Here is a 26,586-nt window from a genome sequence, read left to right on the forward strand (position 1 = left end):
AGGTCGTTGGTCAGTTCCGTGCCATCGACGATGATCTGGCCCTTCTGGTGTTCTTCCAGACGGTTGATGCAGCGGATCATCGTCGACTTGCCGGAACCCGAAGGGCCGGCGATAACGATGCGCTCGCCACGCATGACCTTGAGGTTGATGTCGCGAAGCACGTGAAAATCGCCGTACCATTTCTGAAGGTTGACGATATCGACGGCGGGTATGGTGTCTGACATGAGCGTGATCCAGAAACGGCTGCTAGCGGGTGCGGTTGACGGCAGCGAGGAACGAACGAACCTCGTCCGGCGCGTCGTCTGAGAAGAACGCGGCCGGCTCCCCGTTGAACTTCAGTTCGCCCTTCTTCAGGAACCAGATCCTGTCTGACACCTCGCGAGCAAAGCCCATCTCATGGGTCACGCACATCATCGTCATGCCTTCTTCCGAGAGCTTCCTGAGAAGCTTGAGGACTTCGCCGACCATCTCCGGGTCGAGCGCCGATGTCGGCTCATCGAGCACGAGCACACCAGGCGTTAGCACAAGCGACCGCGCGATGGCGACGCGCTGCGACTGGCCGCCGGAGATATCAGCCGGAAGCGACTTGGCACGCTCTGCTAGCCCCACACGCTTGAGCATGTCCATGGCCGCAGGCTCCGCCTGCTTGCGCGACTGCCTGCGAATGCGCTGCAGCGGCAGCATGACGTTCTCGAGCACGGTCAGGTGCGGGAAGAGGTTGAACTGCTGGAAGACGAAACCGATGCCGGTGCGAAGCGTGTTGACATCGACGCCGGCGGCGTGGATGTCGGCGCCATCGATGGTGATCGTGCCTTCCTGGATCGGCTCCAGCCGGTTGACGGTCCGCGCCAGCGTGGATTTGCCGGAGCCCGAGGGACCGCACAACACGACGGTGCTGCCTTTCGGCACCGTTGCCGAAATTGACGTAAGCACCCTAAGTGCGCCGAACCACTTGGACACATTGCTGAACTCGATCATGCCAGCGCCTCCACGAACACGCGGCCCGTTCGCTTGTTGGCGATGCGACGCTCGAGCCAGTTCGTCGCCTGCGACAGGCAGAAGCACAGGATGAAGTAGGTCGCGGCCAGGATACCGAAGATCTGCAGCGGCTTGGTCACCTCGTTCGAATTCACCTGCAGCATCACGTAGGACAGTTCGGACACCGCGATGATCGAGCCGAGCGAACTCTCCTTTATGATCGTCGTCAGCTGGTTGATGATGCCGGGAATGACGTTGAAGAGCGCTTGCGGGAGAATGACCCTGAACGTCGTCGGCACATAGCCTAGACCCAATGCCTTCGCAGCCTCCACCTGCCCTTTCGGCAGCCCCTTGATCCCGGCGGCGACGATCTCGCCGAGATAGGCGGTCTGGTAGATCACTATGGCGACAACCAGCGTCACCGTCGCGTCGATCGGAAAGCCGATCAGCATCGGCAGCGCGAAATAAGCCCAGAAAATCAGCATCAGCAACGGGATCGCCCGCACGGAATGGACGAAGCCGGCGGCGAGCTTCTGAAGCCAGACCACGTCTCCGGTGCGCGCCAGCGCCACGAGAACGCTGCAGGGAAATGTGGCGAACAGGCTGACGAAGGAAATGATCAAAGTCAGCGCGAGGCCACCGAGCTTGCCATGCGGATATTCGCCGATGAGCAGCATCAATCCATATTCTTGCAGAATTTCCAACATCACTTGACCCGCAACTGGAAGCGCTTTTCGAGCAAAGACGAGACCCACATGATCGCGAAGGAAATCGCCATGTAGATGACCGTGGTGACCCCATACGCCTCGAAAATCCGGAAGGATTGCTCCTCCACATACCGCGCCTGATAGGAGAGTTCGGCAACACCGATCGCCGCGCCGAGGCTGGTCGCTTTGAAGAGGATCAGCGTCTGGCCGAGCAGCGCTGGCAAGGCCAGCCGCCAGGCCTGGGGCAGGATGACCCACCGCATCGCCCCGAGATAGGTCAGGCCAATCGACCTTGCCGCCTCCATCTGAGCCGGATGGATCGAGCGAAGCCCGCTGCGGAAGTCCTCCGACATGTAGGCGGCTTTGTTGAGGGCAAGAGCGACGATCGCGTACCCCATCTCCGCGCCGATATCGTTGAGGAAATCGTTGATGCTGTCCGGCAGGATGACCGCAAAGCCGAAATACCACACGAAGAGCTGGATCAGGATCGGCACATTGCGATGGTACTCGACAAAGGCTGCGACCAGGAAGTTGGTTGGCTTGAATTCGGTTGCCCGAACGATGGTCAGGATGATCGCGAGGACCAGCCCCAGGACCCAGGAGACAACGAAAAGGATCATCGTTGTCTCCAGGCCCTGCAGGATCATGTCGAGATACTGGCCCTGCAGGACCTTGCCGAAGTCGAGTTGGTAACCCATGCAATTAGGCCTTGGAAAGATCAGTTGGTAAACCAGGTTTCCTGCGGCTTACCGAATTCGAACTTGCGAGTTGACTTCAGGTCCGAGTCCTTGCCAAGCCACTTGTCATAGAGCTTCTGGCCCTCGCCCGAACTTTCGAGCTGCGCAAGAAAGTCGTTGGCGGCCTTGACCAGTTCGGGCGATCCTTTGCGGAAGGCGAAACCCGACGGCATGGACAGAAGCGGCTCCTCCAGGAAGCGAAGCGCCTTGATGCCGTCGCCGGCATTGCGCTCTACGGCCTTCCCCTCGGAGTAGCGATAGACGGTCGCCTTCACCTTGCCCTGCTGGAGGGCGAGGAACGAGGCAGCGCTCGTTTCGAAAGACAGGACGCGGGCATCCGAAAGCCGCTTTTCCGTCAGCGGGATAAGGACGGAGCCCTTGACGAGACCAATGCGCTGACCCGAGAGGTCATCGACCTTCTTGATGTCGGATTGGTCGAGAACCACGAAGTTGAAGTCCTCGGCGATATACGCGCCGCTGAAGTCCACCTGTTCGGCGCGCTCCTTGCTGTAGCTGAGCAACGAGGCAAGTACATCGACGCGACCCTGCACCAGTTCGGCCATGCGGGTCTGCGGTGAAACGGCGACAAGCTCGGCCGTGACACCGATCGACTGGGCAAACTGCCGGCAAATGTCGATTTCGTAACCGGCCGGCTCCCGTGTCTTGGGGTCCTGGAAGCCAAGCGGCGGTGAGTTTGTCAGAACGCCGCAGGTGATCTTTCCGGCCTTCTTCACATCGTCCAGCTGGCTGGCAGAAACGGAATGGGTCAGCGCTGCGATTCCGATAACGGAAGCGGCAAGCAGTCTCGCAAAGCTCATGATGTCCTCCTACAGAGCGTCCTCTCGCTGGCTATTCATCTATGACGCTTGCGCTATTCTCACAAATATATATTGAAGATGGCGGTTATAAATATTCGTTATGGAGGCATAGCAGACAGCGTGGCACTCGATCTCCTCAAGCTGCGATATTTTTCCAAGATCGCCGAGTTTGGCTCGTTTACGCGAGCCGCGCATGAGTTGGGCGTCGCCCAACCCGCGCTCAGTCTGCATATGCGCTCGCTTGAGGAGCAGCTTTCCGTCCAGCTGCTGACCCGCACACCGCGTGGCGTAGTGGTGACGGAAGCCGGCACGACGCTTCTGGCGCACACGCAGGCGATCCTCAAGGCTATCGACCAAGCGGAAGCCGCGACAAAGGAACAGGCGAAGAACCCGACCGGCGATGTGTCTCTCGGCGTGCTTGCATCGATCGCCCCCCTGATCGCCGTCCCCATTCTCAAGATCTGTGAGGCACGCTTCCCGAAGATCCGGCTGAAGATCAGCGAAGGGGACAGCCAAACCTTGCGCGCGTCCATCGAGACCAAGGCGCATGATCTCGCCGTCAACCTCGGCGAGGTCGCCCGTGCGACCGCGTTTCCGCTGTTCGACGAGATGCTCTATGCCGTCGGTCCGGCCGGACATTTCAGCAAGGGCGAATCCCCGATTTCGATCAGCCAGACGCTCGAGCTTCCGCTTATTCTTCCGACCCGCCGCCACGGCATCCGTATCCTGCTTGAACGCGAGGCGCTCATCCTTGCAAAGGAGATCAATCTCGTTCGTGAAATCGAGGGCCTGTCGAGCACCAAGGCTGCTATCCGCGCCGGATTCGGATTCACCGTGCTTGGGCGCGGGGCAATCTTCGAAGATTTCGTCAAAGGCGATCTGTCGGCGTTGCCGCTTGCCGGCAAGGGATTTACCCGCCGCCTGGTTCTCGACAGCCCGGTCGATCATCCCCAGACCAAGGCCGTCATCGAGGTCAGGAACATCCTGCTCGGGGTCGTACGTGATCTCGGCGAACAGGGAAACTGGTCCTGCATTCAAGCCGAGCAGAAATGATATCGCTGTCCAGCCCGGGAAATGCCAAGACGGCAGGGAATACCTGCCGCCTCGCAATCGTAAACCAACGTGGATATCGGGCGCGCCGAGCCAACTCGTTTACGGGATCGGATCGAATTTCAGTTCCGAAAGTGGAACGACCTTATCGGTGCGGGTCATCTTGTACTCGGTGTTCGGCCCTAGCCAGGTGTCCCAAATTTTGTTGATCTCACCGGAACTGTCCAGCTTGTGCAGGACCTCGTTGACCTTCGCTGTCAGCGCAGGCTGATCCTTCTGCATGCCGATGCCGATCGGCTGGTAGAGCATCGGGTCCTCAATCATCCGCATCTTCTTGCCGCGCACCTGGGATTCGTTGACGAGCTTGGTGATGGTCATCGTGTTGGCGACCATGCCACGCGCCTTGCCCTGCTGAAGAGCGAGGTAGGCCGAACCCGTATCTTGGAAGGTTAGCGGCTCGGACTTGTTGAGCTTGATGGACAGTTCGGATGTGGATCCCTTGCTTGAGGCCAGGCGCTGACCCTTGTAGTCGGCCTTGGTCTTGCCCTGATCGTCGGCAGGCACCATCAGCATTTCCTTGGCCATGTAGTATGGGTCGCTGTACTGGATCTGTTCGGCGCGGCTCTGGGTATAAGCGAGATTCGCGACAGTGATGTCGACGCGGCCGAGCTTGACCTCCGATACGCGGGCCTCGACCGAGATCGGCTTGATTTCAGCGGCAACGCCAAGCTCACGGGCGACGGCCTTGCACAGATCGACGTCGAAGCCGACCATTTCGCGGGTCTTCAGATCAGGAGAGGAGAAGGGCGGGACGTCGGCATAGGTCGCGCAACGCAGCGTCTTGTTGGCAAGGATAGTGTCGAGCTGATCCGCCTTGGCAGGGAGCGCCGCGGCGCCGGCCAGCATCAGGCCGACTGTCATGCATTTCCAGTTCATTGCTGTTCTCCGTTGTTATGAAGTCTTGCCCGTCAGTGCCGCAGGTCAGACAGGAAACGCTGGGCGCGCGGGTGGCGGGGATTCTTGAAGAATTCGTCGGGCGTGGCGGTCTCGATAATCTCACCGGCGTCGATGAACCAGATCCGGTCTGCGACATCGCGGGCGAAATTCATTTCATGCGTCACGCAAAGCATAGTCATTCCCTCGGCGGCAAGGTTCTTCATGACCGAGAGCACCTCGCCGACCATTTCCGGATCGAGCGCGCTCGTCGGCTCGTCGAACAGCATCACCGGCGGCTCCATGGCGAGCGCACGCGCGATCGCTACGCGCTGCTGCTGCCCGCCTGAAAGTTGTGCTGGAAAGGCGTTTGCCTTGTCGGCCAGGCCGACACGATCAAGCAAGGTGAGTGCCTTTGTCCGCGCGACATCCGGCGCAACGCCCTTGATCCTGACCGGCGACATCGAGACGTTTTCGAGGACGGAGAGGTGCGGGAAGAGATTGAAGCTCTGGAAGACAAAACCAATCCGGCTGCGCAGCTGATTTAGCTCCGAAGCGCGCATCTTCGCGTGGATGTTCTGGCCCTCGAACTCGATGGCGCCGCTGTTGATCTCTTCGAGACGGTTGACGGTGCGAATAAGGGTCGATTTGCCTGAGCCCGACGGCCCGCAAATCACGACCACTTCACCGCGCTTGACCTCGGCGTCGATGTTCTTGAGGACCTGATAGTCACCGTAGCTCTTGCTGACTGCAGCGAGGCGGATTGCCTGTCCATCCTGCGGTGTTGACTGAGGCGCGGTCATAGTTGCTCCGTGAGTGTCTTGAGGTGCAGGCTGTCGGCTGGCAGGCGAGCATTGACCGGGCCGGCGCGGCGGCGGGCGATGCGCTTTTCGACGCTGTTGGCAGCGAAGGTGAGCGTCCAGCACAGTGCGTAGTAGAGCAGGGCAAGAACCAGAAAGACCTGGAACGGCTGCGTCAGTAGCTGGTTATTGACCTGGCTTGCGGCGAAGGTCAGATCGGGCACGTTGATCACATAGCCGAGCGTCGTATCCTTAATCGTCGAGACGAAGGTCGAGATCATGCTCGGGATCATGTTGTAGAGGGCCTGCGGCAGGATGACGTAGCGCATAGCGCCCATGTAGCTGTGGCCGAGAGCCCGAGCGGCATCCATCTGCCCTGCCCCGAGCGAAACGATCCCGGCCCGCACAACCTCGCTCAGGAACGCACCCTCGTAGATCACGAGCGTTACAAGCATGATCCAAAAGCTCGGCACATCCGCACCAGTCCAAAGCGGCACCAGAAAATAACACCAGAGGATGAGCATCAGCAGCGGCACGCCGCGCGTAACGTAAACCAGACCAGTCACCGGCCATCTCACAATGGCGAACTTCGAAAGCCGGGCAAGCGCAAACAGGATGCTCAGTGGGAAGGCCAGCGCAATGGCAAGCGCTGACAAGACCAGCGTATTGACAAGGCCACCGAGCGGACCGTTCGGATATTGGCCGATCAGGAGTAGCAGCCAGTAATCCTTGATGATGTTGACGATATCCAGGATCATCACCGGGCCCTCATGGCGGGATCAGCACGCATCGAGATGATTGCACCTGCGCCCATGATGACGAGCGAGAAAAACAGGTAGATCAGTGTGCCGATGAGGTAGATCTCGAAGGTCCTGAAGCTGACATTGTCGATTTCCTTGATGGCATGGGTGAGCTCGGACGCGCCGACGACAATTGCAAGACTGCTGTTCTTGAAGAGCGATACCGAGTGATTGATCAGTGGCGGCAGCGCGTTACGAACACCCTGCGGCATGATCACGAACCGCATCGCGGAAACATAGCCATGTCCAAGCGCCTTGGCGGCCTCCATCTGGCCGGGGCTGACGGCGCGCAAGCCCGACCGAAGATCCTCGCTGAAGTAGGCAGCCTGACAAAGGCCCAGACCGATGACCGCGAAAACTGCTTCGGCATTGTGATTGGCCAGCCACCCAGTCACGGCATCCGGCATGAGCGTGTAGATGCCGAAATACCAGAGCATCAGCTGGACGAGCGTCGGCACGTTGCGATGGTAGGATACGTAGGCCTTCACGACCGGATCGGCGAAACTCAAGGGTGAGATCCGCAAGCCGAGAAGCAGGATTGCGAGCGTCATCGCCAGAACCCATGAGCCTGCATAAATAACGAAGGTCATCTCGACGCCATGCAGAAGCATGGAGCGGAATTCCGAATTGGACAGGATCGCCGAGAGATCGAACCCGCTCACGGCTTGGTCCTCTCGTCGACCTGCGGCTGGGGTTTTGCCGTCTGCAGACCACCCATCACCTGAAGGGTCGGCGTGATTTCCATGTGGCCGATGTTGACGGCGACAGGGGCGGCGATAGCAAAGGCGATCGCATCGGCAATGTCACCTGCCTGCGGCAGCTCGAAACCGTCTATGAAGCGCTCGCGAACGCTCGGGTCGTTGCCGTGCACATGGTTGAAGATGTCGGTCGCAACCCGGCCCGGGCAGACCTCGGTCACGCGGACGCGCTTGCCGAAGGCATCGATGCGAAGCTGGTTCGACAGCATGGCCACCCCAGCCTTGACGGCATGGTAGGTCGAGTTGCCACCGAAATTGTAGTTGCCGGCGATCGAAGAGATGTTGATGACATGGCCGCGATCGCGCGCAACCATCCCCGGCACGATCAGACGGCAGATGTGCAGGACAGCGCGCAGGTTGACGTCGACGAGCAGGTCGATATCGCCTTCGTCGGCTTCCAGGAACTTTTTCGGCCGATCGACGCCGGCATTGTTGACGAGGATGTCGAAATCGACGCGTCCGGCAAGATCGGCGATCGCCCGACGGTCGGTGACGTCGATGGCATGCGCGATGCATCCGGTGCGGGCTGCAAGTTCGTTTAGCGCCTGCTCGCTTCGGGCGACGGCGTGCACCTCGATATTCTCCCGACGAAGGCGCTCAACCACTGCGGCGCCAATGCCCGACGACGCTCCAGTCACCAATGCTGTCTTGTAATCTGCGAAAGGCATATCGGTTCCCTTGTTGTTATCCCGGACTTTAACCGAGCTTTAGACCCTTGCCTAAGACCGATTATTTCTGACCTAATAAGCAAGTCTTATGGACCAGAAGGGCTCTACCCTTCCTGCCGAATTCCGGCTACCGACGACCCACGGTTCGGTGGAGACGGTCGGCAGTTCGCGTTGCAAAACCCGTCAACGACAGTAAGATCGGACGCAAAAAGCATTGGAACGCCCGGCCCCATAATGGATATCAAGCGCCTCAAATCCTTCATCGTCATCGTCGACAGCGGCAGCATCACGCGGGCCGCCGACATCCTGCACCTTGCCCAGCCGGCGCTGAGCCAGCAGCTCGCTGCGCTTGAGGAGCATTTCGGCCAGAAGCTGCTCATCCGCAGCCAGCAGGGTGTCAGCATGACCGATGCCGGCCACGCCGTTTACCGCCATGCACAGATCATTCTGCGGCAGATGGAACAGGCTCAGGCCGATGCATCGGCTGCGGGAAACTCGCTGGCGGGCCGCGTTTCGGTCGGCCTTGTGCCGTTCAGCAGCGCCGCCATGCTGTCCGTCGAGCTTCTGGCTGAGACACGCAAACGCCACCCGGGCATTCTGCTGCATCTTACGGAAAGCGTCGGACAGACCTACAGCCAGATGATCATGAACGGTCGGCTGGAAATGGCGCTCATTCACGGCATCGGTCCGATCAAGGGTGTCCGGTTCGAGCCTATCCTCAGCGAGGAATTCTACCTCGTCGCGCCGTTGGACTTCTCGATCGAGGCGGACACGAAGCCGCTTCCGCTCAGTGCGCTCGACGGCGTACCGCTCCTATTGCCGCCTTCCTACAATTTCGTCCGGCGCGCCATCGAAACCGCCTTTACCCGCAGCAAGATCAATCTGAAGGTGGTGGCCGAGGTGGAAGTGGTGCGGACGTTGGCACGCGCCGTGTCCAGCGGCCTTGGGGCAACGATCATTCCGAAGGCCATTGCCGACCGTATCGTCACGGAATCGAACGAGCCGCTGGTCTGCCGTGTGGTGTCGCCGCGGATCGAGGAAACGCTTTCGCTTTGCACGTCCGATCAGAATGCTTTGTCGGAGCCTGCGCTTGCGGTACGCGATATCCTGGTCGAACTGACCGAGCGCCTGAAGCAATAGGAGCCCGCTAGGAAGCGGGCTCGTTTGTCTGTGCGATCAACGCATGTCGTTGCAGAACTGCGCGATCCTGGCGCAGCCCTCGCGCAGCATTTCCATGCTCGTCGCGTAGGAGATACGGAAATACGGGCTCATCCCGTAAGCCGCGCCCTGGACGGTGGCGACGTGATGCTCTTCGACCAGCGCCATAACGAAATCGACATCGCTCTCGATCTTGCGCCCACCCTTGGTCGTCTTGCCGATCAGCGACGCCATGTTGGGATAGACATAGAAGGCGCCTTCAGGCTTGTGGCAGCGAAGACCATCGATCTTCGACAGCATGTCGACCACGAAGTCGCGGCGCTCCTTGTAGATGCCGGCACGCTCCTTTAGCAGATCCTGCGGACCGTTCAGGGCGGCGATGGCAGCAGCCTGCGCGACGGTGGAGATACCGCCGCTGTTCTGGCCATTGACGTTGCTGATGGCGCCGATCAACTGCTTCGAGCCACTGGCGCAGAAGCCAACGCGCCAGCCCGTCATTGCATAGGCCTTCGAAACCCCGTTCATCGTCAGCACGCGATCGTAAAGCCGCGGCTCGACCTCGGCAATGGTGCAGAACTCGAAGTCGTCATAGACAAGGTGCTCATAGATGTCGTCCGTAAGGATCCAGGTGTCGGGATGACGCAGCATCACCTCGGCGATCGCAGCCATTTCCGCACGCGAACACGCCGCGCCCGTGGGATTGTTGGGGAAGTTCAGGAGCAGCCACTTGGTGCGCGGTGTGATCGCAGCTTCAAGGTCCTCGGCGCGCAGTTTGAAACCCGCTTCTTCAAAACACGGCACCGGCACCGGCCTTCCGCCGGCAAACTTAACGATGTCGGCATAACTGACCCATGACGGGGTTGGGATGACGACCTCATCGCCCGGATTGCAGGTGGCAAGCATCGCATTGAAGATCACCTGCTTGCCGCCCCCGGAAACGATAATCTGGCTGGTATCGTAGTCGAGGTTGTTGTCGCGCTTGAACTTCCGCGCGATCGCCGTCTTCAGCGCCAATGTGCCGTCCATCGGCGGATATTTGGTGTCACCGCCAAGCGCTGCGGCATGGGCGGCTTCGATCGCGTGCTCAGGCGTCGGAAAATCCGGTTCGCCGGACGACAGGCTCACCACCTTGATCCCATCTGCGGCAAGTTCGCGGGCACGCTGGGTCATCGCGGCGGATGCGGAAACGGAAACGTTCTTCAGGCGGTCGGCTATGGAAGGCATGGTCAGATCTTTCACGTTGGGGAAGATGTGTGACTTGGACGAGATGGAGGGGGTCAGGATGCGAGTTCGGCAACCGATGCGAGTTTGGCTCCGGCTGCAGCGATCTCTTCCCGGATCAGCTTGGCAAGCTCGAGCGAGCCAGGCGTGTCGCTGTGCACGAGAATGGACCGTGCCGGCATGTCGATGATGGTCCCGTCGATCGCCTCGATCTTACCCTCGGTGAGGAAGCGCCGCACGCGGGCGCGCACTGAGCGTTCATCCTTGACGAGTGCACCGGGAAGACCGCGAGCGACAAGCTTGCCGGCGGCATCATAGGCGCGGTCGGCGAGAAACAGCGACAATGTCTTCAGCCGAGCGCGTTTCGCTGCCCGTTCAATCTCGCTGTCGGGGGTGACGAAGACCACCAGCCGCGCGTCGACCTTGGCGATCGCATCCATCATCAGGTCGGCAAGCGCCGGATCGCGATTGACCATGTTGCCCATCGCCGCATGAAATGAAAAGTGGCCGACGGTCATGTCCTCTGCGCGCGCGATGGCCTGGAGCGCGCCGAGCTGGTAGATCATCTGCTGGCGTAATTCATCAGGCTGATAGGCGATCTCGCGGCGGCCGAAGCCCGCTCTGTCCGGAAGACCAGGATGAGCACCGATCCCGACACCGTTTTCCCTGGCGAGGCGCACCATTTTCGCCATCGTGTCCGGTTCGCCGCCATGGAAGCCGCAGGCAATGTTCGCGGATGAGACGACACCCATCATGGCCTCGTCGTCGCAAAGCCGATACGGACCGAAGCCCTCTCCCATATCGGAATTCAGATCGATCTTCATGGTTTCCTCCATTCAGCTTCTGAAGACGCAATCAGGCGATCACGCCGAGCGTCCGCCTGACCATCTCCGCGGTGCGGCTCACGTCCTCGACATAGCGATCGACGGCCTGCTCCACTGCTCGTGCTTCCGCGTGCGTCGAGCGCACGAACTGGATTTTCGTTCCGATCCGAGCCTGGCCGAGGCGCCACAGATCGCCTTCGATCACGCCGGCGATCTTGGGGTATCCACCGGCCGTGTTGGCGTCGCTCATCTGGATGATCGGCTCACCGGCGGGCGGCACCTGCACGACACCGGGAACGACACCATGCGAGCGCATTTCCATTGGCACATCGAGCCTGATCGGTTCACCGGATAGCCGGTAGCCTGTCCGGTCGCTTTGCGAGGAAATCCGCCAGTGCTGGCGCCAGAAGCGATCCCCATCCGAACCGAAAAGGTCGTGCTCGCCAGCCGGGATTGCGCGTACCGGCAGGATGTCGTTTGCTATTGCCGGGAAGACGGCGCTCAGACCTGCGGCCGGCTCCACGACCGCGATCGAACGCCGCGCCACCTCATTGGCGGCGGGCACGACCGACAGCCTATCCCCGGCGGCGAGCGGACGCCCGAAGTGGCCACCGAAACCGCCGCGCAGCGTTGTGCTACGCGACCCCATGACAACAGGCACGTCGACGCCGTTGGCAACGGTGATGTAAACACGACTTCCCTGTCGAGGTTGGCGAATTTCCAGGACATCGCCGGCCACAGCCCGATGGATGCACCACGCCATCAAGGCACGGTCGTTCAGGAGCCGGACGCCATCTGCACCCGTGACCACCAAATCAGTGGCAACCGAAAAGCGCACGATGAACGGATAAGTCTGCAGCTCGATCGCGGCAGCGCCTTGCTCGTTGCCAAGCAGGGCGTTTCCTATTCTGACGGAAAGCGGATCCATGGCGCCGCTGGCGGAAACGCCGATCGCGCGATAGCCGGGCCGACCCAGGTCCTGGACCGTATTCAGCGGACCGCTTTGAACAATCTCGATCACAACTCGATCCTTTCCGGAAGAAAGCGCACGACATCGCCGGGGGCCATCAGCGCCGGAGTGGATGATGTCGGATCGAACATCTGCAGATCGGCATGACCGATGGAGTTCCAGCCATTCGGGCCGGTCAGCATCGCGACGCCCGTCTGCATGCCGCCGATCGTCACGCAGCCCCTTTCCATCCTGAGCGACGGCACCGTCTTGCGCGGCATGTAGATGCTGGGGTTGAGACCGTGCAGATAACCAAAGCCAGGCGCGCTTCCGAGCGCGAAAACCCGGTATGCCACCTCATGATGGCGCCTGACGACCTCACGGTCGTTCAACCCGGAATGATCGCAGAGCGCCGCAAGATCGGTGGCGTATTCGCCACCATAGACCACCGGGATCTCGATGACCTTGCCCTTGAGATCGACGCTGCGCGCCTCCAGCCATGCCCTTTCGAGACGTTCGACTAACAAGCGGGGATCTTCCGGCGTTTCCTTCAGGATGGTGAGAAGGTTGGTCATGCCCGGAATGACCTCTGCGACCTCATCCCAGGCTGCGACCAGACCGGTGACCGCCCAGATCAACCGTTGCGACGGCAGGTCGAAGGCGCCGGGTGCTTCGAGCAGGAACGATCTGGCGCCAATGAACGAGATGCGGGCCCCCGCGCGGGTAGTGGAAACATCGTCACGGCGTGACGCATGAGTGCTTGGCTGGATTGTCATGGCGTTTTCTGAAGTTCGAACAGAGGCGTTCCGAAACCCACCAGGGTCTCGGGCTCGGCAAGCTGGCGCCTGAGCAGACCGGCCTGGGGGGCAACCAGCGGAACAAGGATGGGACCGATGGCGATGAAACCGAGGTTCTCGCCTCCGGCGACCTCATGCACATCGCCATCGATATCGGTCGCTGCCGGACGGAAGTGACCGGCGATCGGCGCCTTGACGACTGCGGTGCCCACAGAATTTGCCGGTGCTGTCGGAGACCGAGAGACCTCCGCGCTCCGAAGAGGCGAAACCACGATCCTGACGTGGCCGTCAGGCCCGGTGATCTCCAGACCATCCACACCGGCTCTTGTCAGCGTCTCGCAAAGCGCGGCTATCACCGCCGGATCCGTCAGAGAAAACGCACTCATGTAGGCCTCCTCTGCTTGAGCCAGTGCTCGAGATAGTGGATGTCAGTCTCGCCGTGGCCAAACGCTTCGTCTTCGAACAGCGCTCGCAGGAACGGCAGGTTCGTCGAGATACCATCGATCCGCATCGCTGCCAGCGCCTCACGCATCGTGGCGATCGCCGCAGGCCGGCTATCGGCATGGACGATAAGCTTGGCGATTAGCGAATCGTAATAGGGCGAAACCCGGTAGCCCGCATGGATATGCGTGTCGACGCGGACACCGGAACCCTCGGGCAGGCTCAGCGTCTCGATGGTCCCGGCCGATGGCAGGAAACTGTTCGGATCCTCGGCGTTGATGCGGCACTCGATCGAGTGCCCTTTGCATTCGACTTCAGTCTGGTCAAACTCCAAGAGGCGGCCTTGCGCGACAGAAATTTGCGCCTTAACGATATCGACGCCGCTCGTCGTCTCGGTAACCGGATGCTCCACCTGCAGGCGGGTATTCATCTCGATGAAATAGAACCGACCGTCCTCATAGAGGAACTCGAAGGTTCCAACGCCACAATAGCCGATCTGCCTGCATGCTTCGACGCAAGCCTGCCCCACAGGGTCGATCACATCAGCGGCGATCCCCGGAGCGGGCGCTTCCTCGACCACCTTTTGATGCCGGCGTTGCATCGAGCAATCCCGGTGGCCAAGCCACACGGCGTTGCCATGGCTGTCGCAGACGACCTGTATTTCGATATGACGCGGATGCTGCAGGAACTTCTCCATGTAAAGTTCCGCCGAACCGAAGGCCTGGCGGGCTTCCGCACGAGTGAGTGCAACCGCTTCGTGAAGATGCTCTCGCCCGGATACGACGCGCATCCCGCGCCCGCCGCCGCCGCCGGCTGCCTTTATGATCACGGGATAGCCGATCTCCCGGGCGGTACGCTCGACCACATCGCGGCTGTCAGGCAGCGCCTCGTCAGGTCCGGGTACGCACGGAACGCCAGCCGCGATCATCGCACGCTTGGCGGCGATCTTGTCGCCCATCGTCGCAATGGCAGACGCCGGCGGCCCGATGAAAACCAGACCGGCTCGCGCTATGGCGTCCGCAAACGATGCCTTTTCTGAGAGGAAGCCATACCCGGGGTGGATGGCGCCGGCACCCGTGAGCTTTGCGGCGAGGAGTATGGCGTCCTGATTGAGATAACTCTTGGCCGCCGAAGGCGGTCCGATACACAGGAAGTGTTCGGCCGCATGCCCATATTCCGCGGACTTGTCCGCCTCGGAGCAAATCATCACGGTCCTGAGACCGAGTTCATGGCAGGCTCTTTGAATTCTGACCGCGATCTCGCCGCGATTGGCGATCAGGACGGTGTCGAAGCGCGGGTTGGGCATATCGGTGGCGACAGGAGCACTCATCCATCAATCTCCGCGAGCATCTCTCCCAAGTCGACCTCAGCCCCATCCACCTCGGTGAGCGCAACGATGCGCCCGGGGCGCGACGCCGTTACCCTGTTGAACACCTTCATGGCTTCGATGATGAAGAGGGTCTGGCCCGTCTCGACGACATCGCCGACCTTGACGAATGGCGGCTCGCCCGGAGCGGGGCTGCGATGCAGGATGCCGAAGATCGGCGCGGTGACGGTGTTGGAGCTCGCTACCGCGGAGGTCACAGGCGCCGGTGTCGATGCATGCACGGGATCCGGCTGAGCGCTCTCCCGGTTGCGCGTGCGGAAAATGCGAACCGTCGTGTCCTTTTCGGTGACCGACAGTTCCGTGACGTTGGACCGTCCCACGAAATCAATCAACGTCTGTATTTTCTCAAGATCCATCGGCATCTCGGCAGGTTGGTAAGAAGGCGATCGCGGCGGAACCCGAAATCGGTCCTCTATTCCCTAGCATGATGCTTTAGGCGATGGGGTCAGACGAAGTTTTGATGACCGCCAGATACGATCACACCTGTCCTGCGACGGCCAAGCGATGCTGCGGCGCGGCGGCTACTCAAGGCGACGTGTTTCTTTGAACTGCAGACCACACGCTACGAAATAAGATCAGTTGATGTGATGGGAATCGAACCCACAGCGCATTGCTTCTTAGCGCACTTTAGCAATTTCAGTGGCTTGAATCTGACGGCGATAAGTTTAGCCCAGCTAGACAATGCGGCAACGTGCCGATCGGCGAGTGCCGGGACCATTAGCTCGCCGCGATGAAAGCTCTGTAGAAAAACACAGCGCTTAGTACCGCTCCGACGAAGATCACAATTGCCCTAACGACGGTAACGGGGAGAATCCTAGCAAGCGGAGCGCCAGCATAGCCACCGATTGCAGCGGCGATCATCATGATGATTGCTGGTTTCCAAGCGACGATCCCAGCAAGCGCGAATGTTGCAACAGAGATCGCGGAAATCACGAATGAGGCGAGGTTCTCCAACCCGTTCATCAAGTTGATGTCACGCATGCCCCACAGCGAGAACAATGCAAGGAGCACAATCCCCAAGCCGCCGTTGAAGTACCCACCGTAGATGGCTACGAAGAACGCTCCCAGGGTGTTGCTAGAGTGACCTTCGCTGTGTCCCGCCATCCAGCGCCGGACCTGGTTTCCGAAAGCGAAAGCCAGTGTCGCAGCAGCCAAGAGAAATGGCACCACTACGGAGAATGCTCTGTTCGACGAAACGAGTAGCAGCAGGGAACCGATCAGGCCGCCAACCGCGGTCAGGATGGTAATCCTGGTGAGCCGGCTGCGGTCGAACTGAGTGATCTCTTTCCGAAACCCTCCCACGGCACCAAGATAGCCGGGAAACACGGCGACGGCGCTGGTTGCATTGGCAGCGACGACAGGAACCCCAGTGTAAACCAACGCGGGGAAGGTCAGGAACGTGCCTCCGCCTTCGATGGAATTGAGGACCCCTGCCCCAAAGGCTGTGGCGGCCAGAAGAATTTGGTCGAACATACTGCAGATCTTTCTCGAAAGGGTTGGGGCGACGATGTGGATGTCGCCCCAGTTTTCCGCCTCAGTGCTTTGCCCGCCACGAGAAGATCGAGCTCTTTTCGTACAGCCAATAGTAGCTTCCAACCATCTGGTTGGTGCGACGAATGCGAAAGCCTGCCGTTGCGAAAGCGAGGAGCAGCACAAAATCGACGGCATAGTAGTAGGTGCTAAGCATCGGTCCGTTGAACAGCGCGTGGTGCAGGAACTGCATCACCCACGCGATCAGAAAAGTGTAGCCGACGACCTGCGGGAAACCGCTCCAGCTGTCTGCAGCGGACTTTCCTGAACGCCAGGCTGTCCAGAAGCCGAGCAGAGCCACAAAGCCACGTATGACGAGATGGACGCCAGCGTCCTGTTCGATAAATAAACCTTGCATGTCCGTATCCTTGTCATGTGACCTAGTGACGGCCGCCTTCAAGATAGGCGGCACGGACTTCGGGATTGGCAAGCAGCTCCTTGCCGGAACCGCTCATCGTGACCTTGCCGTTCACCATCACGTAGGCGCGATGCGAAAGCTTGAGGGCAGCGAATGCGTTCTGCTCGACGAGGAAGACCGTCAGACCTTCTGTTTCGTTGAGCTTCTTGATGGCCTCGAAGATGCCCTTGACGATCAGCGGCGCGAGGCCGAGCGATGGCTCGTCGAGAAGCAACACCTTCGGACGCGCCATGAGAGCTCTGGCAATTGAAAGCATCTGCAGTTCGCCACCGGACATCGTCCCGGCACGCTGATGCTGACGCTCCTTCAAGCGGGGAAACATCGCAAACACCTTCTCGACGTCTTCCTTGAAGAATTTGAGGTTGTCGAGGTTCGCGCCCATCTGGAGATTTTCGGTGACCGTCATGCGCTGAAAGATCCGACGACCTTCAGGCGACTGGGCAATACGGAGACGGGCGATCTCATGCGTCGGAAGTTTGGTGATGTCCTGACCGTCAAAGATAATCGATCCAGCGCGCGCCTGAGGGCTGCCGCAGATCGTCATCATCAGCGTCGACTTGCCAGCGCCGTTGGCGCCGATCAGGCTCACGATCTCGCCCTTCTTGACTTGCACATCTACGCCAGCCAAGGCACGGATGTTCCCGTAGAAGGTTTCCACTCCCTGAACCCTGAGAAGCTGTGTTCCGGTCATCAGTTAGCTCCTTCCACGGTCGCGATGACCTCGTCGACTTCTTCGTCCTCAACACCGAGATAGGCCGCAATGACCCTTGGGTCGTTCTTCACGTGATCCGGCGTGCCATCGGAAATCTTCTGACCGTATTCGAGAACGACGACGTGGTCGGAAATCTCCATGACCACTGACATGTCATGCTCGATCAGCAGGATGGACGTTCCGCTATCTCGGCGAATTCCCTGCAACAAGCCATTGAGAGCCAGAGACTCTCTCGGATTCAAACCCGCAGCAGGCTCATCGAGACACAGGAGTTCCGCACCGGTGCACATGGCGCGGGCAATTTCCAAACGGCGCTGGGCGCCATAGGAAAGATCGCCCGCCGGATCGTCGGCGCGATCGATCAGATCGGCTTTTTCGAGCCAATGGCGTGCCAGCTCTATGGAAGCAGCCGCCTCCTTCCTGTAGCCGCCGATGCCGAGCAGGCCGAGGAACGTGTAGCCAGAGGCCTTCATCAGCTTGTTGTGCTGCGCGACGAGCAGGTTCTCGAGAACCGTCAGGCCGGAGAACAGGCGGATGTTCTGGAAGGTACGGGCAACCTTGGCTTCCTTGGTGATCCGGAAGTCGGGAAGACGCTCGAGAAGATACTGCTTTCCGTCCTTCTGGTTCATGGTGATCATGCCCATCGTCGGCTTGTAGAAGCCGGTGATGCAGTTGAACACCGTCGTCTTGCCGGCACCGTTCGGGCCGATCAGCGCGGTGATCTCGCCGCGCCTGGCTTCGAAGGACAGGTCGTTGATGGCCATCAGGCCGCCGAACTTCATCGACAGGTGCTCGACCTTGAGCAGGTTATCGTTGGACATTGTCTCTACAGGGCTCATCAGCCGTGGCCCTCCTTGGTGAAGCTTCCGGATACCGCCTTGCGCTCCTTGAGGAAGGCGGTCGGTTCACGCGAGCCGACGAAACCGCGCGGCTTGAACAGCATGACTACGACCATGGCCAGGCCGAATAGCAGCATGCGGTAGAGTTCCGGCGTGAAGTCGGGGCCGAACACGGCCTTCAGGAACGTCATCTCACGCAGCACTTCCGTGCCGCCGACCATGACGACCGCTGCAATCGCGATTCCCGTCAGCGAACCCATGCCGCCAAGGACGACGATGGCGAGAATGACGGCCGATTCCATGAACACAAAGGATTCAGGGGAGACGAAGCCCTGGCGGGCGGCAAAGAAGGATCCGGCAAAGCCTCCGAACATCGCGCCAGTTGCGAACGCGGTGAGCTTGGTTGTCACGGTGTTGATGCCGAGCGAACGGCAGGCGATCTCGTCTTCGCGAAGTGCTTCCCAGGCGCGGCCGATCGGCATGCGGCGAAGCCGGATTGTGACGTAAGCCGTCAGCAGGCAGAGCGCCAGGATCAGATAGAACAGGAAGATCTTGTAATAGGCCGACGAAATCGGAAGTCCAAACAGCTTCGCAAAGCCATGCGGGCTGGCATCGAACGGGATGCCGAACAGCGTCGCCTTAGGGATACTGGATACGCCGAACGTGCCCATGGTCACGTCGGTCCAGTTGATGAGGACGAGCCGGATGATTTCGCCGAAGGCGAGCGTCACGATGGCGAGGTAGTCGCCACGAAGCCTGAGTACGGGAAAGCCGAGGACCATTCCCCAAAGACCCGCAAAAATCCCTGAGAGCGGAAGCAGCAGCCAGAAGGACAGGCCGAAATAGCTCGACAGCAGCGCGTAGGAATAGGCGCCGACAGCATAGAAAGCGACATAGCCGAGGTCGAGAGGACCAGCGAGACCGACGACGATGTTCAGACCCCAGGCCAGCATCACATAGATGAGGATCTGGATACCGAAGTTGTCGACCCACTTCAGCGAGCCCTGTGCGCCGACCAGCGCATAGATCACCATCGGGTAGAGCAGCAGCGCCACCAGAGCAATTTTGAGAAAATGGGCGTGGAAGAAGCCCTTTTTCGTCGAGATGTCGAGGTCCCCATGCTTTGCCTTGGCAAGCTTGCGGCGGTCGATGTTCGGCTGGACGAAGGCAACCATGACGAAACGGCCAACAACGGCAATCGCCACGAATATCGCAAGCAGCCCCCATCGCTGATTGATGATCAGTTCGTTGTTGATGTTCTGCTGAGTGCCGAGGCCGACGTAGAGGACGAACAGACCGAGCGAGATCAAGCCAGTGAAGAACGCTTCGCGGATAGCCTTCAGAACAAGCCCGTTTTCGAACTTCTCTGCGGAGGAAACGATAGTAGCCATGACGTTTATACCTTCTCGACTTCCGGCCGTCCGAGAATACCGGTCGGCTTGAAGATCAGGACGAAAGCCAGGATCGCGAAGGTCGCGACGTCCTTGTAGGCGATGGTGAAATATGCGGACGAGAGCGACTCGATGAGGCCGATCAGCAGACCACCGAAGACTGCACCCGGCAGCGAGCCGATGCCACCGAGAACGGCTGCAGTGAATGCTTTGACGCCCGGAACGAACCCATCGGTGAAGGATGCGACACCGTAGTAGACAAGGAACATCGTGCCACCGACGGCCGCGAGTGCCGCGCCCATGATGAAGGTGACAGAGATGGTGCGATCAACGTCGATCCCCAGCAGGGCGGCCATCTTCCGGTCCTGCTCGGTGGCGCGCTGCGCGCGTCCCAGCGAGGTCTTGTTGACGATGTACCAAAAGGCAGCAAGGAGCGCGGAAGTCAGGATCAGGATCAGGATTTGCTTCAGCGAAACGGTGATACCGGCGATCTGATAGGTCTCGCCGATGAGCTGTGGGATTGGCTTGTTGCGGGGACCTTGCGTGACCTGGATGAAATTCGGCACGACGATCGACATGCCGATCGCGGTGATGAGCGGCGCAAGGCGGAAGGAGCCGCGGAGAGGACGATAGGCAACCCGCTCGATGGTCCAGTTCCAGAGGCTGGTAGTCAGCATGGCGACGATCAGCATGACCAGCAGAAGCACTGCGACGGGCAGTCCAGCAAAGATGGACGTCAGCACGAGGAAGACGATCATGGCAGCGAAGCCACCGAGCATAAAGATGTCGCCGTGGGCGAAGTTGATCATGCCGATGATGCCGTAGACCATCGTGTATCCAATGGCTACAAGGCCGTAGATCGAGCCTAGGGTCAGCCCATTAAAGAGCTGTTGAATGAAATATTCCAAGATTTCCTCCCAAGGAAAAAGCGTGCAGTGTCCCTCCCCTTGGGCAATACCCAAGAAGCCTATCGCTCGACGTTGCTGCTGACCGAGCCCGGCGCGAGATCTCCAATCAGCGCGCCGGGCCGGTGTAGTGATATTTTAGAAGTTAGTTGGAGGCTTGCTCTTCAAACTTGCCGTTCTTGAGCTGATAGAGAACGAAGTCGAGGCGGGTGATGTCGCCCTTTTCGTTGTAGGAAAGTGGGCCGATTACCGTGTCGATCTTGATGCCGCTGTGGAGCTTGTCCGCAACTGCCTGCGGGTCAGCCTTTCCAGCGGCGTCGATGCCAGCCTTGATGATTTGAACGGCAGCGTAGCCGTAGAGGGTGAAGCCTTCCGGATCGATCTTCTTCTCGGCGAACTTCTTCACCACATCGGCAGCAGCAGGGTTCTTCCGCGCGTCCGGGCCAAACGTGATCATCGTCCCCTCACCCGCCGGACCAGTAATCGCCGAGAACTCAGTCGAGAACATCGCGTCACCGCCGATCATCGCGATCTTGCTGCCCTGGTCGCGCAACTGACGAAGAATGAGGCCGCCTTCGGTGTAAACACCGCCGAAGTAGATCACGTCGGCCTTGGTTTCCTTGATCTTGGAAATGAGCGCCGAATAGTCTTTATCTCCGACGGAGATACCTTCGAAGCCGACTTCGGTCATGCCGCCAGCGTTGATCGTCTTCTTGACTTCTTCGACCAGACCCTGTCCGTACGGGGTCTTGTCATGGACAAGGAACACGTTCTTCCCGCCGAAATTCTTCGTCAGGTAGTTCCCGGCGACGGTGCCCTGCTGGTCATCGCGGCCGCACGTGCGGAAAGTGTTCCAAAGGCCGCGTTCCGTGAACTTCGGATTCGTTGAAGCGGGCGTAACCTGAAGCATGCCATTCTCGGCGTAGACATCCGAAGCCGGGATCGAGGCGCCCGAGTTCTGATGGCCGATCACGAACTGCGCGCCGGCAGCTGCAAGACGGTTGGCAACGGAGACAGCCTGCTTCGGATCCCCAGCATCATCTTCAACCTGCAGCACGAGCTTCTCGCCCTGGATGCCGCCTGCCGCATTGATGTCTTCGATGGCCTGCTTGACGCCATTGAGGTTCTGTTCGCCAACGGCGGCGCTTCCGCCCGTGATAGGGCCACCCCAGCCGATCGTTATGTCGGCGAAGGCTGGAGAGCTGATTGCCGCAAGCATCGTTGCTGCCAGTAGAAATTTTTTCATCGTCATTCCCCTTTTTTGAATGTTTCGACAGTGAGTTGGAGTTGAGCAAGCTGCTCTGCTCCCTGGCTGCTGACGCTTTCCGCAGCCAGGGAGCATCGCCTCAGGTGGAAACGGACTCCGGCAGACGACGCCGCACAATTGCGGCATGCGTTTTGACGCCATAAGTCAGCCCAGCGTCATTGAAGTTGTAACTGGGGTTGTGGAGAGGTGCGGATTCCTCGCCATTGCCGAGGTTTAGGAAGCACCCGGGAACCCGGCTGAGATAGTGTGCGAAATCTTCCGATCCCGTGAACGGTTCGGTTATCGTCTGGACGTCTTCGTGCGGCAGAAAGGTTCGTGCGGCCTCGAAGACCTCGTCTGCGAGTTCGGCGTCGTTGATCAACGGAACGAACTCTCGCGTATACTTGACCTCAGCCGAGACGTTGTATGCAGCGGCAGTCGCCTCGGCGATGATCCGCATCTGTTTCTCGATACTCTGGCTTACCTCGGGCTTGAAGCTACGCGCGTCACCAAGGATACGTGCCAGCCCCGGAAGGGCGTTGCGAGTTCCATCCGTCAGGAGTTCGGTCACAGAAACCACGGCGACGTCGGTCGGGCTTACTCTGCGCGAGACGATCGTCTGCAGGTTTGTCACGACGGCGCAGGCCGCGATCAGAACCTCGTTGCCCCAATGCGGACGTGCTGCGTGCCCACCGACGCCAGTCAGGATGATCTCGAAATTGTCCTCGGCTGACATCATGGCGCCCGCCTTCGTCATCAGGACCCCGACCGGAGCGCCCGGCATATTGTGAATCCCGTAGATCTCCTCGAAGGGGAAACGCTCAATCAGACCGTCCTCGAGCATCGAGAGCGCGCCCCTGCCCCATTCCTCGGCTGGCTGGAAGATAAAGCGGACCGTGCCGTCGAATCCGCCCTCGGACGCAAGATGCTTGGCAGCTCCGAGCAGCATGGTCGTGTGTCCATCGTGACCGCAGGCATGCATCACGCCGGGGTTCGTCGACTTGTATGCCAGATCGCTCTGCTCGGTGATGCGGAGCGCATCCATGTCCGCTCGCAAGGCGATCGCACGATTGCTTGTGCCGCGCTTCAGTGTGCCAACGACACCCGTCCCACCGAGACCTTCCGCCACTTCAAGACCAAACTCGCGGAGTTTCGCCGCCACGAAAGCGGAGGTTCGCTTCTCCTCGAAGCCGAACTCGGGGTGCTGATGGAGGTCGCGCCTCCATCCGGTCATTTCTTCCTGAAGGCTCTGAAGATCAGTCATTTGCTTGCTCCAACCATCTCAACACTCGACCGCGCGGCAACGTCCTCTGGAGATATCCCGACAAGTTCCTCGTAAAGCGCAGGATCCGTCGCACCCTCGGTGTTGATGAGAAGTATTCGACTGTCCTTGCCAATCCTGAGCTTCCGGCGTGCGTCATCGTCACTGGAAACTCTGACCAAGGCGGCAAGGCCGACGCCGCCGCTTTCGCCGGAAACGACCGCCGGATCGCCCGCTTCGGGGTTTGCAAGACGGCGCATTGCGTCGACCGCTTCCTGTTCTTCGACCGTCATGAACGCATCCGCGCTACGAGACAGAATGCGCCAGGCGACCAAGGACGGCTCATAGCATTCGAGCATCGCCATGACGGTGGGCTCGCCGTGCTCGATCTTCACAGGCTTGCCTGCACGGGCACTTTCCACGAGGCAGGCCGCGCGGGACGGATCGACGACGGTGAAGAAGGGACGGTCATCGCCATAGAGAAGCGTAAAGTAGCCTGCAACGGCCGCGGCAATGCCGCCGACACCGGACTGTACGAATACATGCGTTGGACGCTCGGGAATCTGGCGGACAGCCTCGCGCAGGAGTGCCGTATAGCCCTGCATTACAAATCCCGGGATCCGCTCGTAGCCCGGCCATGAGGTATCGGAAACGGTCTGCCATCCTCGCTCGGCGGCAACACGCGATGCTTCGGCAACCGAGTCATCATAGTTGCCTTCGACACGAATGATCTCGGCTCCAAACCGCGCGATAGCCGCAATGCGCTCGGCGCTCACACCGGAATGCACGAAGATAGCGCAGTTCGCGCCAACCAGCTGCGCCCCCTGCGCGACGGAACGGCCGTGGTTTCCGTCTGTGGCGCATGACACAGTGAGCTTGCGCGCGACGGCCTTGACCTCGGAAGAGTGCAGCTCCGTGATATCAACTTCCCTGCCGAACTCGCGGGATGCCTCCTCGAGGACGAGCCGAATGACGGCATACGACCCGCCCAGCGCCTTGAAGCTTCCCAGCCCAAGGCGGTGCCCCTCGTCCTTGATGTGGATCGATGCAACGCCCAGCTTCTGTGCGAGATGTGACAAGGAAACGAGAGGCGTCGCCCTATGGCCCTCCCGGTGGTTGAGAAAGCGCTCGACTTCCTCGGCCGCCGCGAGACTCAGCGTCTCAGCGTCGGACACATCCAACTTCTTTCCATAGTCTGCAGTTTCGTTAAGTAAGAGCATTTCGTAGTCCACCCGCTAGAAATTATTAATGAATGTATATTGCAAACGAGTTCGAATTTGCGCTTAATCTTGCGCTTTCGGATAAGGTTTTGACTACAAAACAGGTGTCTAAATGAGCGAAAATTCCAATACCGATGAAATTGCCCTAGATCGGACAGACAGAGCGATTTTGAAATTGCTGCAGCAGGACAACAAAATGTCACAGCGCAAGATCGCCGAATTGGTCAATCTATCGGCACCTGCGGTGCAGCGCCGGATCAAGCGGTTGGAGGAAACTGGTGTTGTTCTGGCCAACGTCGCCATCATTGATCCGGCAAAGGTCGGATCGCCAATCATCCTGTTTGCTCAGGTAGCGATGGAAAGTGAGCGGACTGATCTTTACGAGGTGGCGAAACGCTCGTTCATCGCCGCGCCGGAGGTCCAGCAATGCTACTATGTGACTGGAGAGGCGGACTTCATGCTCGTGATCTCAGTCAAATCCATGGGCGACTACGAGGCCCTTACTCGCCGGCTCTTCTTCGAGAACAACAATGTGAAACACTTCCGGACGTTCGTTGCCATGGATCGGGTCAAGGTTGGACTATCGATTCCATTAGGTTGACACCCAGCGCAAGTCCGGCTCGTTCAGGAGCCCCGAACGATACAAACTTGCAAATCAACATCGATAAATCAGCCCAAATTGATGCTGTTTCTGATTATCCTTCCGCAAGTTCAGTGATTTTGCGGCAGGGAGCACGCGCGACAATGACCAACCTTTCCATAGTCACCGAGAGACTCCTTGGCCGTCTTCGCACTTTGGGTGAGGTTGGGCGCGATGATGATGGCAGGCTTGTGCGCCTGGCTGCTTCCGACAGCGAAAAGCTTGGACGGGACCAGTTCGTTGCATGGATCCGAGAAGCTGGTCTCGAAGTCGAGATCGACCGGATCGGCAACATCTTTGGCATCTGGCGGCCGGAGGCGGTTTCCGAAAGCGCGCCGCTCATGCTCGGATCCCACATCGACACCGTCATCAATGCGGGCATCTATGACGGATGCTATGGCGTGATCTCCGGCTTGGAGGTGATCGCGACCCTGAAGGAAGCTGGTTTCACTCCGGTGCGTCCGATCGTCGTCGCCGCGTTCACAAACGAAGAAGGCGTGCGCTACGCTCCCGACATGATGGGATCGCTTGTCTACGCTGGCGGCCTCAGCACCGAAGAAGCACTGGCAAGCATTGGTACCGACGGCTCAGTGCTCGGACAGGAACTCGCCCGTATTGGCTACGCGGGTAAGAACGAACCAGGCTTCCTGAGGCCACACGCTTACATCGAGCTTCACATTGAACAAGGCCCTGTTCTTGAACGAGAAGGCTTTCCTTTAGGAGCCGTTGAAAACTTGCAGGGGATTTCCTGGCAGAAGGTTACGATCGACGGAGATGCAAACCACGCTGGAACGACCCCGATTTCGATGCGCCGAGACGCCGGCTATGCTGCTGCGCGGGTCATCACCTTCCTCCGTGACCGCGCGAAGGCGTCCAACACGCCAACCGTTGCCACAGTCGGATGCATCGAGTTCGAGCCGAACGCGATCAATGTCATCCCATCCCGCGCGACGTTCACCGTTGATCTGCGAGATCCCAATGAGGATAGGCTCAAGCAGGAAGAAGCCGAGTTGACTGCTTTCCTGGAAAGGCTGTCCCAGGAGGAACGGGTCGCCATTAGGGTCGAGCGGATGGCGCGCTTCGAACCTGTCAACTTCGATGAAGGCATCGTCAAGGCGATCGAGACCGCGGCGGCAGCTAGAGGACTGGCTCATAGGCGCATGACGTCCGGTTCGGGGCACGACGCCCAGATGATGGCGCGCCTTGCCCCTTCAGCTATGATCTTTGTTCCGAGCAGAGACGGCATTAGTCACAATCCCAAGGAATTTACCACCGATCAGGATTTGATCGCCGGCGCAAACATCCTGCTAGATGTTGTGAGAGAGATGACCAAGGATTGACGTGCCCGGCGGATGCTTCCTGCGAGTCCGCTGAACGACCGACGCGGTCCGGAAAGGC

The 26,586-nt window shown here is 59.6% G+C and carries 30 protein-coding genes; 4 read left to right on the plus strand and 26 right to left on the minus strand.

Features of this window, described 5'->3' with window-relative positions; genetic code table 11:
• The 5 genes from ACIQUB_RS21620 to ACIQUB_RS21640 all read right to left on the minus strand — a co-directional run.
• The coding region (locus ACIQUB_RS21620; protein ID WP_402932001.1) for an ATP-binding cassette domain-containing protein at window positions 1-224 on the minus strand (224 nt) is incomplete at its 3' end.
• A 22-nt stretch (window positions 225-246) separates the two neighbouring features.
• Complete coding sequence (locus tag ACIQUB_RS21625) at window positions 247-978, minus strand: amino acid ABC transporter ATP-binding protein (protein ID WP_402932003.1); 732 nt, start codon at window positions 976-978, stop codon at window positions 247-249.
• Window positions 975-1,685 (minus strand): amino acid ABC transporter permease, encoded by a 711-nt coding sequence (locus tag ACIQUB_RS21630; protein ID WP_402932005.1) that lies wholly within the window; start codon window positions 1,683-1,685, stop codon window positions 975-977. Before ACIQUB_RS21630 ends, ACIQUB_RS21625 begins: the two co-directional genes overlap by 4 nt.
• Entirely contained in the window at window positions 1,685-2,383 is a 699-nt protein-coding gene (locus ACIQUB_RS21635; protein WP_402932007.1) for an amino acid ABC transporter permease, read from the minus strand. Before ACIQUB_RS21635 ends, ACIQUB_RS21630 begins: the two co-directional genes overlap by 1 nt.
• Window positions 2,384-2,403: 20 nt before the next feature.
• Entirely contained in the window at window positions 2,404-3,240 is an 837-nt protein-coding gene (locus ACIQUB_RS21640; RefSeq protein ID WP_402932009.1) for a transporter substrate-binding domain-containing protein, read from the minus strand.
• A 120-nt stretch (window positions 3,241-3,360) separates the two neighbouring features.
• On the opposite strand from ACIQUB_RS21640, the gene ACIQUB_RS21645 reads away from it, so the two are divergent.
• Window positions 3,361-4,293: a LysR family transcriptional regulator gene (locus ACIQUB_RS21645; protein ID WP_402932011.1), complete on the plus strand. Its 933-nt coding sequence runs from the start codon at window positions 3,361-3,363 to the stop codon at window positions 4,291-4,293.
• A 99-nt stretch (window positions 4,294-4,392) separates the two neighbouring features.
• Here the strand turns inward: ACIQUB_RS21645 and ACIQUB_RS21650 are convergent, their stop codons facing one another.
• From ACIQUB_RS21650 to ACIQUB_RS21670, 5 genes are read right to left on the minus strand one after another with little or no spacing between them, the layout of a single operon-like run.
• The gene (locus tag ACIQUB_RS21650) at window positions 4,393-5,226 is read right to left on the minus strand and encodes an ABC transporter substrate-binding protein (protein WP_402932013.1); all 834 of its coding nucleotides are present in this window, start codon (window positions 5,224-5,226) and stop codon (window positions 4,393-4,395) included.
• A gap of 32 nt (window positions 5,227-5,258) precedes the next feature.
• Window positions 5,259-6,026, minus strand: a complete 768-nt coding sequence (locus tag ACIQUB_RS21655; RefSeq protein WP_402932015.1) for an amino acid ABC transporter ATP-binding protein — start codon at window positions 6,024-6,026, stop codon at window positions 5,259-5,261.
• Window positions 6,023-6,781, minus strand: coding sequence for an amino acid ABC transporter permease (locus tag ACIQUB_RS21660; RefSeq protein ID WP_402932017.1), 759 nt, complete (start codon window positions 6,779-6,781; stop codon window positions 6,023-6,025). Before ACIQUB_RS21660 ends, ACIQUB_RS21655 begins: the two co-directional genes overlap by 4 nt.
• Window positions 6,781-7,485, minus strand: coding sequence for an amino acid ABC transporter permease (locus ACIQUB_RS21665; RefSeq protein WP_402932019.1), 705 nt, complete (start codon window positions 7,483-7,485; stop codon window positions 6,781-6,783). The genes ACIQUB_RS21660 and ACIQUB_RS21665 overlap by 1 nt, the downstream gene beginning before the upstream one ends.
• Entirely contained in the window at window positions 7,482-8,249 is a 768-nt protein-coding gene (locus tag ACIQUB_RS21670) for an SDR family oxidoreductase (protein ID WP_402932021.1), read from the minus strand. Before ACIQUB_RS21670 ends, ACIQUB_RS21665 begins: the two co-directional genes overlap by 4 nt.
• Before the next feature lie 234 nt (window positions 8,250-8,483).
• On the opposite strand from ACIQUB_RS21670, the gene nac reads away from it, so the two are divergent.
• Complete coding sequence (gene nac / locus ACIQUB_RS21675; RefSeq protein WP_402932023.1) at window positions 8,484-9,389, plus strand: nitrogen assimilation transcriptional regulator NAC; 906 nt, start codon at window positions 8,484-8,486, stop codon at window positions 9,387-9,389.
• A 36-nt stretch (window positions 9,390-9,425) separates the two neighbouring features.
• Here the strand turns inward: nac and ACIQUB_RS21680 are convergent, their stop codons facing one another.
• The 16 genes from ACIQUB_RS21680 to ACIQUB_RS21755 form a co-directional block, all read right to left on the minus strand.
• The gene (locus tag ACIQUB_RS21680) at window positions 9,426-10,631 is read right to left on the minus strand and encodes a pyridoxal phosphate-dependent aminotransferase (RefSeq protein WP_402932024.1); all 1,206 of its coding nucleotides are present in this window, start codon (window positions 10,629-10,631) and stop codon (window positions 9,426-9,428) included.
• A 53-nt stretch (window positions 10,632-10,684) separates the two neighbouring features.
• Entirely contained in the window at window positions 10,685-11,452 is a 768-nt protein-coding gene (locus tag ACIQUB_RS21685) for a 5-oxoprolinase subunit PxpA (protein ID WP_402932026.1), read from the minus strand.
• A gap of 31 nt (window positions 11,453-11,483) precedes the next feature.
• A complete protein-coding gene (locus ACIQUB_RS21690; RefSeq protein WP_402932028.1) occupies window positions 11,484-12,473 on the minus strand; it encodes a biotin-dependent carboxyltransferase family protein in 990 nt (329 codons plus the stop codon).
• Window positions 12,470-13,177 carry a 5-oxoprolinase subunit PxpB gene (pxpB, locus tag ACIQUB_RS21695; protein ID WP_402932030.1) on the minus strand — a complete coding sequence of 236 codons (708 nt, stop codon included), beginning with the start codon at window positions 13,175-13,177 and terminating at the stop codon, window positions 12,470-12,472. Before pxpB ends, ACIQUB_RS21690 begins: the two co-directional genes overlap by 4 nt.
• Entirely contained in the window at window positions 13,174-13,584 is a 411-nt protein-coding gene (locus tag ACIQUB_RS21700) for an acetyl-CoA carboxylase (RefSeq protein ID WP_402932032.1), read from the minus strand. The genes pxpB and ACIQUB_RS21700 overlap by 4 nt, the downstream gene beginning before the upstream one ends.
• A complete protein-coding gene (locus ACIQUB_RS21705; RefSeq protein ID WP_402932034.1) occupies window positions 13,581-14,969 on the minus strand; it encodes an acetyl/propionyl/methylcrotonyl-CoA carboxylase subunit alpha in 1,389 nt (462 codons plus the stop codon). The genes ACIQUB_RS21700 and ACIQUB_RS21705 overlap by 4 nt, the downstream gene beginning before the upstream one ends.
• Window positions 14,966-15,382 (minus strand): acetyl-CoA carboxylase biotin carboxyl carrier protein, encoded by a 417-nt coding sequence (locus ACIQUB_RS21710; RefSeq protein WP_402932036.1) that lies wholly within the window; start codon window positions 15,380-15,382, stop codon window positions 14,966-14,968. The genes ACIQUB_RS21705 and ACIQUB_RS21710 overlap by 4 nt, the downstream gene beginning before the upstream one ends.
• Before the next feature lie 361 nt (window positions 15,383-15,743).
• Window positions 15,744-16,499, minus strand: coding sequence for a sulfite exporter TauE/SafE family protein (locus ACIQUB_RS21715; protein ID WP_402932037.1), 756 nt, complete (start codon window positions 16,497-16,499; stop codon window positions 15,744-15,746).
• A gap of 61 nt (window positions 16,500-16,560) precedes the next feature.
• On the minus strand, window positions 16,561-16,914 hold the full coding sequence (locus ACIQUB_RS21720; protein WP_402932039.1) for a DUF6867 family protein: 354 nt from the start codon (window positions 16,912-16,914) through the stop codon (window positions 16,561-16,563).
• 22 nt (window positions 16,915-16,936) lie between these two features.
• Window positions 16,937-17,665 (minus strand): ABC transporter ATP-binding protein, encoded by a 729-nt coding sequence (locus ACIQUB_RS21725; protein WP_402932041.1) that lies wholly within the window; start codon window positions 17,663-17,665, stop codon window positions 16,937-16,939.
• On the minus strand, window positions 17,665-18,525 hold the full coding sequence (locus ACIQUB_RS21730; protein WP_402932043.1) for an ABC transporter ATP-binding protein: 861 nt from the start codon (window positions 18,523-18,525) through the stop codon (window positions 17,665-17,667). Before ACIQUB_RS21730 ends, ACIQUB_RS21725 begins: the two co-directional genes overlap by 1 nt.
• The gene (gene livM, locus ACIQUB_RS21735) at window positions 18,525-19,916 is read right to left on the minus strand and encodes a high-affinity branched-chain amino acid ABC transporter permease LivM (RefSeq protein WP_402932045.1); all 1,392 of its coding nucleotides are present in this window, start codon (window positions 19,914-19,916) and stop codon (window positions 18,525-18,527) included. The genes ACIQUB_RS21730 and livM overlap by 1 nt, the downstream gene beginning before the upstream one ends.
• Before the next feature lie 5 nt (window positions 19,917-19,921).
• A complete protein-coding gene (locus tag ACIQUB_RS21740; protein WP_402932047.1) occupies window positions 19,922-20,824 on the minus strand; it encodes a branched-chain amino acid ABC transporter permease in 903 nt (300 codons plus the stop codon).
• A 142-nt stretch (window positions 20,825-20,966) separates the two neighbouring features.
• Window positions 20,967-22,067 carry a branched-chain amino acid ABC transporter substrate-binding protein gene (locus tag ACIQUB_RS21745; RefSeq protein WP_402932049.1) on the minus strand — a complete coding sequence of 367 codons (1,101 nt, stop codon included), beginning with the start codon at window positions 22,065-22,067 and terminating at the stop codon, window positions 20,967-20,969.
• A 100-nt stretch (window positions 22,068-22,167) separates the two neighbouring features.
• Entirely contained in the window at window positions 22,168-23,331 is a 1,164-nt protein-coding gene (locus ACIQUB_RS21750) for a M20 aminoacylase family protein (protein WP_402932050.1), read from the minus strand.
• Window positions 23,328-24,548, minus strand: coding sequence for a diaminopropionate ammonia-lyase (locus ACIQUB_RS21755; protein WP_402932052.1), 1,221 nt, complete (start codon window positions 24,546-24,548; stop codon window positions 23,328-23,330). The genes ACIQUB_RS21750 and ACIQUB_RS21755 overlap by 4 nt, the downstream gene beginning before the upstream one ends.
• Window positions 24,549-24,660: 112 nt before the next feature.
• On the opposite strand from ACIQUB_RS21755, the gene ACIQUB_RS21760 reads away from it, so the two are divergent.
• Window positions 24,661-25,149 carry an Lrp/AsnC family transcriptional regulator gene (locus ACIQUB_RS21760; RefSeq protein WP_402932053.1) on the plus strand — a complete coding sequence of 163 codons (489 nt, stop codon included), beginning with the start codon at window positions 24,661-24,663 and terminating at the stop codon, window positions 25,147-25,149.
• 143 nt (window positions 25,150-25,292) lie between these two features.
• Window positions 25,293-26,528 carry a Zn-dependent hydrolase gene (locus ACIQUB_RS21765; RefSeq protein WP_402932672.1) on the plus strand — a complete coding sequence of 412 codons (1,236 nt, stop codon included), beginning with the start codon at window positions 25,293-25,295 and terminating at the stop codon, window positions 26,526-26,528.
• Window positions 26,529-26,586 lie beyond the last annotated feature (58 nt).

The organism is Rhizobium sp. NPDC090275 (assembly GCF_044772225.1).
In the GTDB taxonomy this organism is placed as follows: Bacteria; Pseudomonadota; Alphaproteobacteria; order Rhizobiales; family Rhizobiaceae; genus Rhizobium.

Excerpts from the sequence above, each read along its gene's own strand:
- ACIQUB_RS21760 (WP_402932053.1), top strand. The coding sequence starts at position 24,661 with ATGAGCGAAAATTCCAATACCGATGAAATTGCCCTAGATCGGACAGAC.
- ACIQUB_RS21705 (WP_402932034.1), bottom strand. The coding sequence starts at position 14,969 with ATGAGTGCTCCTGTCGCCACCGATATGCCCAACCCGCGCTTCGACACC.
- ACIQUB_RS21710 (WP_402932036.1), bottom strand. The coding sequence starts at position 15,382 with ATGGATCTTGAGAAAATACAGACGTTGATTGATTTCGTGGGACGGTCC.
- ACIQUB_RS21670 (WP_402932021.1), bottom strand. The coding sequence starts at position 8,249 with ATGCCTTTCGCAGATTACAAGACAGCATTGGTGACTGGAGCGTCGTCG.
- ACIQUB_RS21765 (WP_402932672.1), top strand. The coding sequence starts at position 25,293 with ATGACCAACCTTTCCATAGTCACCGAGAGACTCCTTGGCCGTCTTCGC.
- ACIQUB_RS21685 (WP_402932026.1), bottom strand. The coding sequence starts at position 11,452 with ATGAAGATCGATCTGAATTCCGATATGGGAGAGGGCTTCGGTCCGTAT.
- ACIQUB_RS21650 (WP_402932013.1), bottom strand. The coding sequence starts at position 5,226 with ATGAACTGGAAATGCATGACAGTCGGCCTGATGCTGGCCGGCGCCGCG.
- ACIQUB_RS21625 (WP_402932003.1), bottom strand. The coding sequence starts at position 978 with ATGATCGAGTTCAGCAATGTGTCCAAGTGGTTCGGCGCACTTAGGGTG.
- ACIQUB_RS21635 (WP_402932007.1), bottom strand. The coding sequence starts at position 2,383 with ATGGGTTACCAACTCGACTTCGGCAAGGTCCTGCAGGGCCAGTATCTC.
- ACIQUB_RS21630 (WP_402932005.1), bottom strand. The coding sequence starts at position 1,685 with ATGTTGGAAATTCTGCAAGAATATGGATTGATGCTGCTCATCGGCGAA.
- ACIQUB_RS21680 (WP_402932024.1), bottom strand. The coding sequence starts at position 10,631 with ATGCCTTCCATAGCCGACCGCCTGAAGAACGTTTCCGTTTCCGCATCC.
- livM (WP_402932045.1), bottom strand. The coding sequence starts at position 19,916 with ATGGCTACTATCGTTTCCTCCGCAGAGAAGTTCGAAAACGGGCTTGTT.
- ACIQUB_RS21730 (WP_402932043.1), bottom strand. The coding sequence starts at position 18,525 with ATGAGCCCTGTAGAGACAATGTCCAACGATAACCTGCTCAAGGTCGAG.
- pxpB (WP_402932030.1), bottom strand. The coding sequence starts at position 13,177 with ATGACAATCCAGCCAAGCACTCATGCGTCACGCCGTGACGATGTTTCC.
- ACIQUB_RS21700 (WP_402932032.1), bottom strand. The coding sequence starts at position 13,584 with ATGAGTGCGTTTTCTCTGACGGATCCGGCGGTGATAGCCGCGCTTTGC.
- ACIQUB_RS21750 (WP_402932050.1), bottom strand. The coding sequence starts at position 23,331 with ATGACTGATCTTCAGAGCCTTCAGGAAGAAATGACCGGATGGAGGCGC.
- ACIQUB_RS21655 (WP_402932015.1), bottom strand. The coding sequence starts at position 6,026 with ATGACCGCGCCTCAGTCAACACCGCAGGATGGACAGGCAATCCGCCTC.
- ACIQUB_RS21755 (WP_402932052.1), bottom strand. The coding sequence starts at position 24,548 with ATGCTCTTACTTAACGAAACTGCAGACTATGGAAAGAAGTTGGATGTG.
- ACIQUB_RS21660 (WP_402932017.1), bottom strand. The coding sequence starts at position 6,781 with ATGATCCTGGATATCGTCAACATCATCAAGGATTACTGGCTGCTACTC.
- ACIQUB_RS21720 (WP_402932039.1), bottom strand. The coding sequence starts at position 16,914 with ATGCAAGGTTTATTTATCGAACAGGACGCTGGCGTCCATCTCGTCATA.
- nac (WP_402932023.1), top strand. The coding sequence starts at position 8,484 with ATGGATATCAAGCGCCTCAAATCCTTCATCGTCATCGTCGACAGCGGC.
- ACIQUB_RS21715 (WP_402932037.1), bottom strand. The coding sequence starts at position 16,499 with ATGTTCGACCAAATTCTTCTGGCCGCCACAGCCTTTGGGGCAGGGGTC.
- ACIQUB_RS21640 (WP_402932009.1), bottom strand. The coding sequence starts at position 3,240 with ATGAGCTTTGCGAGACTGCTTGCCGCTTCCGTTATCGGAATCGCAGCG.
- ACIQUB_RS21725 (WP_402932041.1), bottom strand. The coding sequence starts at position 17,665 with ATGACCGGAACACAGCTTCTCAGGGTTCAGGGAGTGGAAACCTTCTAC.
- ACIQUB_RS21745 (WP_402932049.1), bottom strand. The coding sequence starts at position 22,067 with ATGAAAAAATTTCTACTGGCAGCAACGATGCTTGCGGCAATCAGCTCT.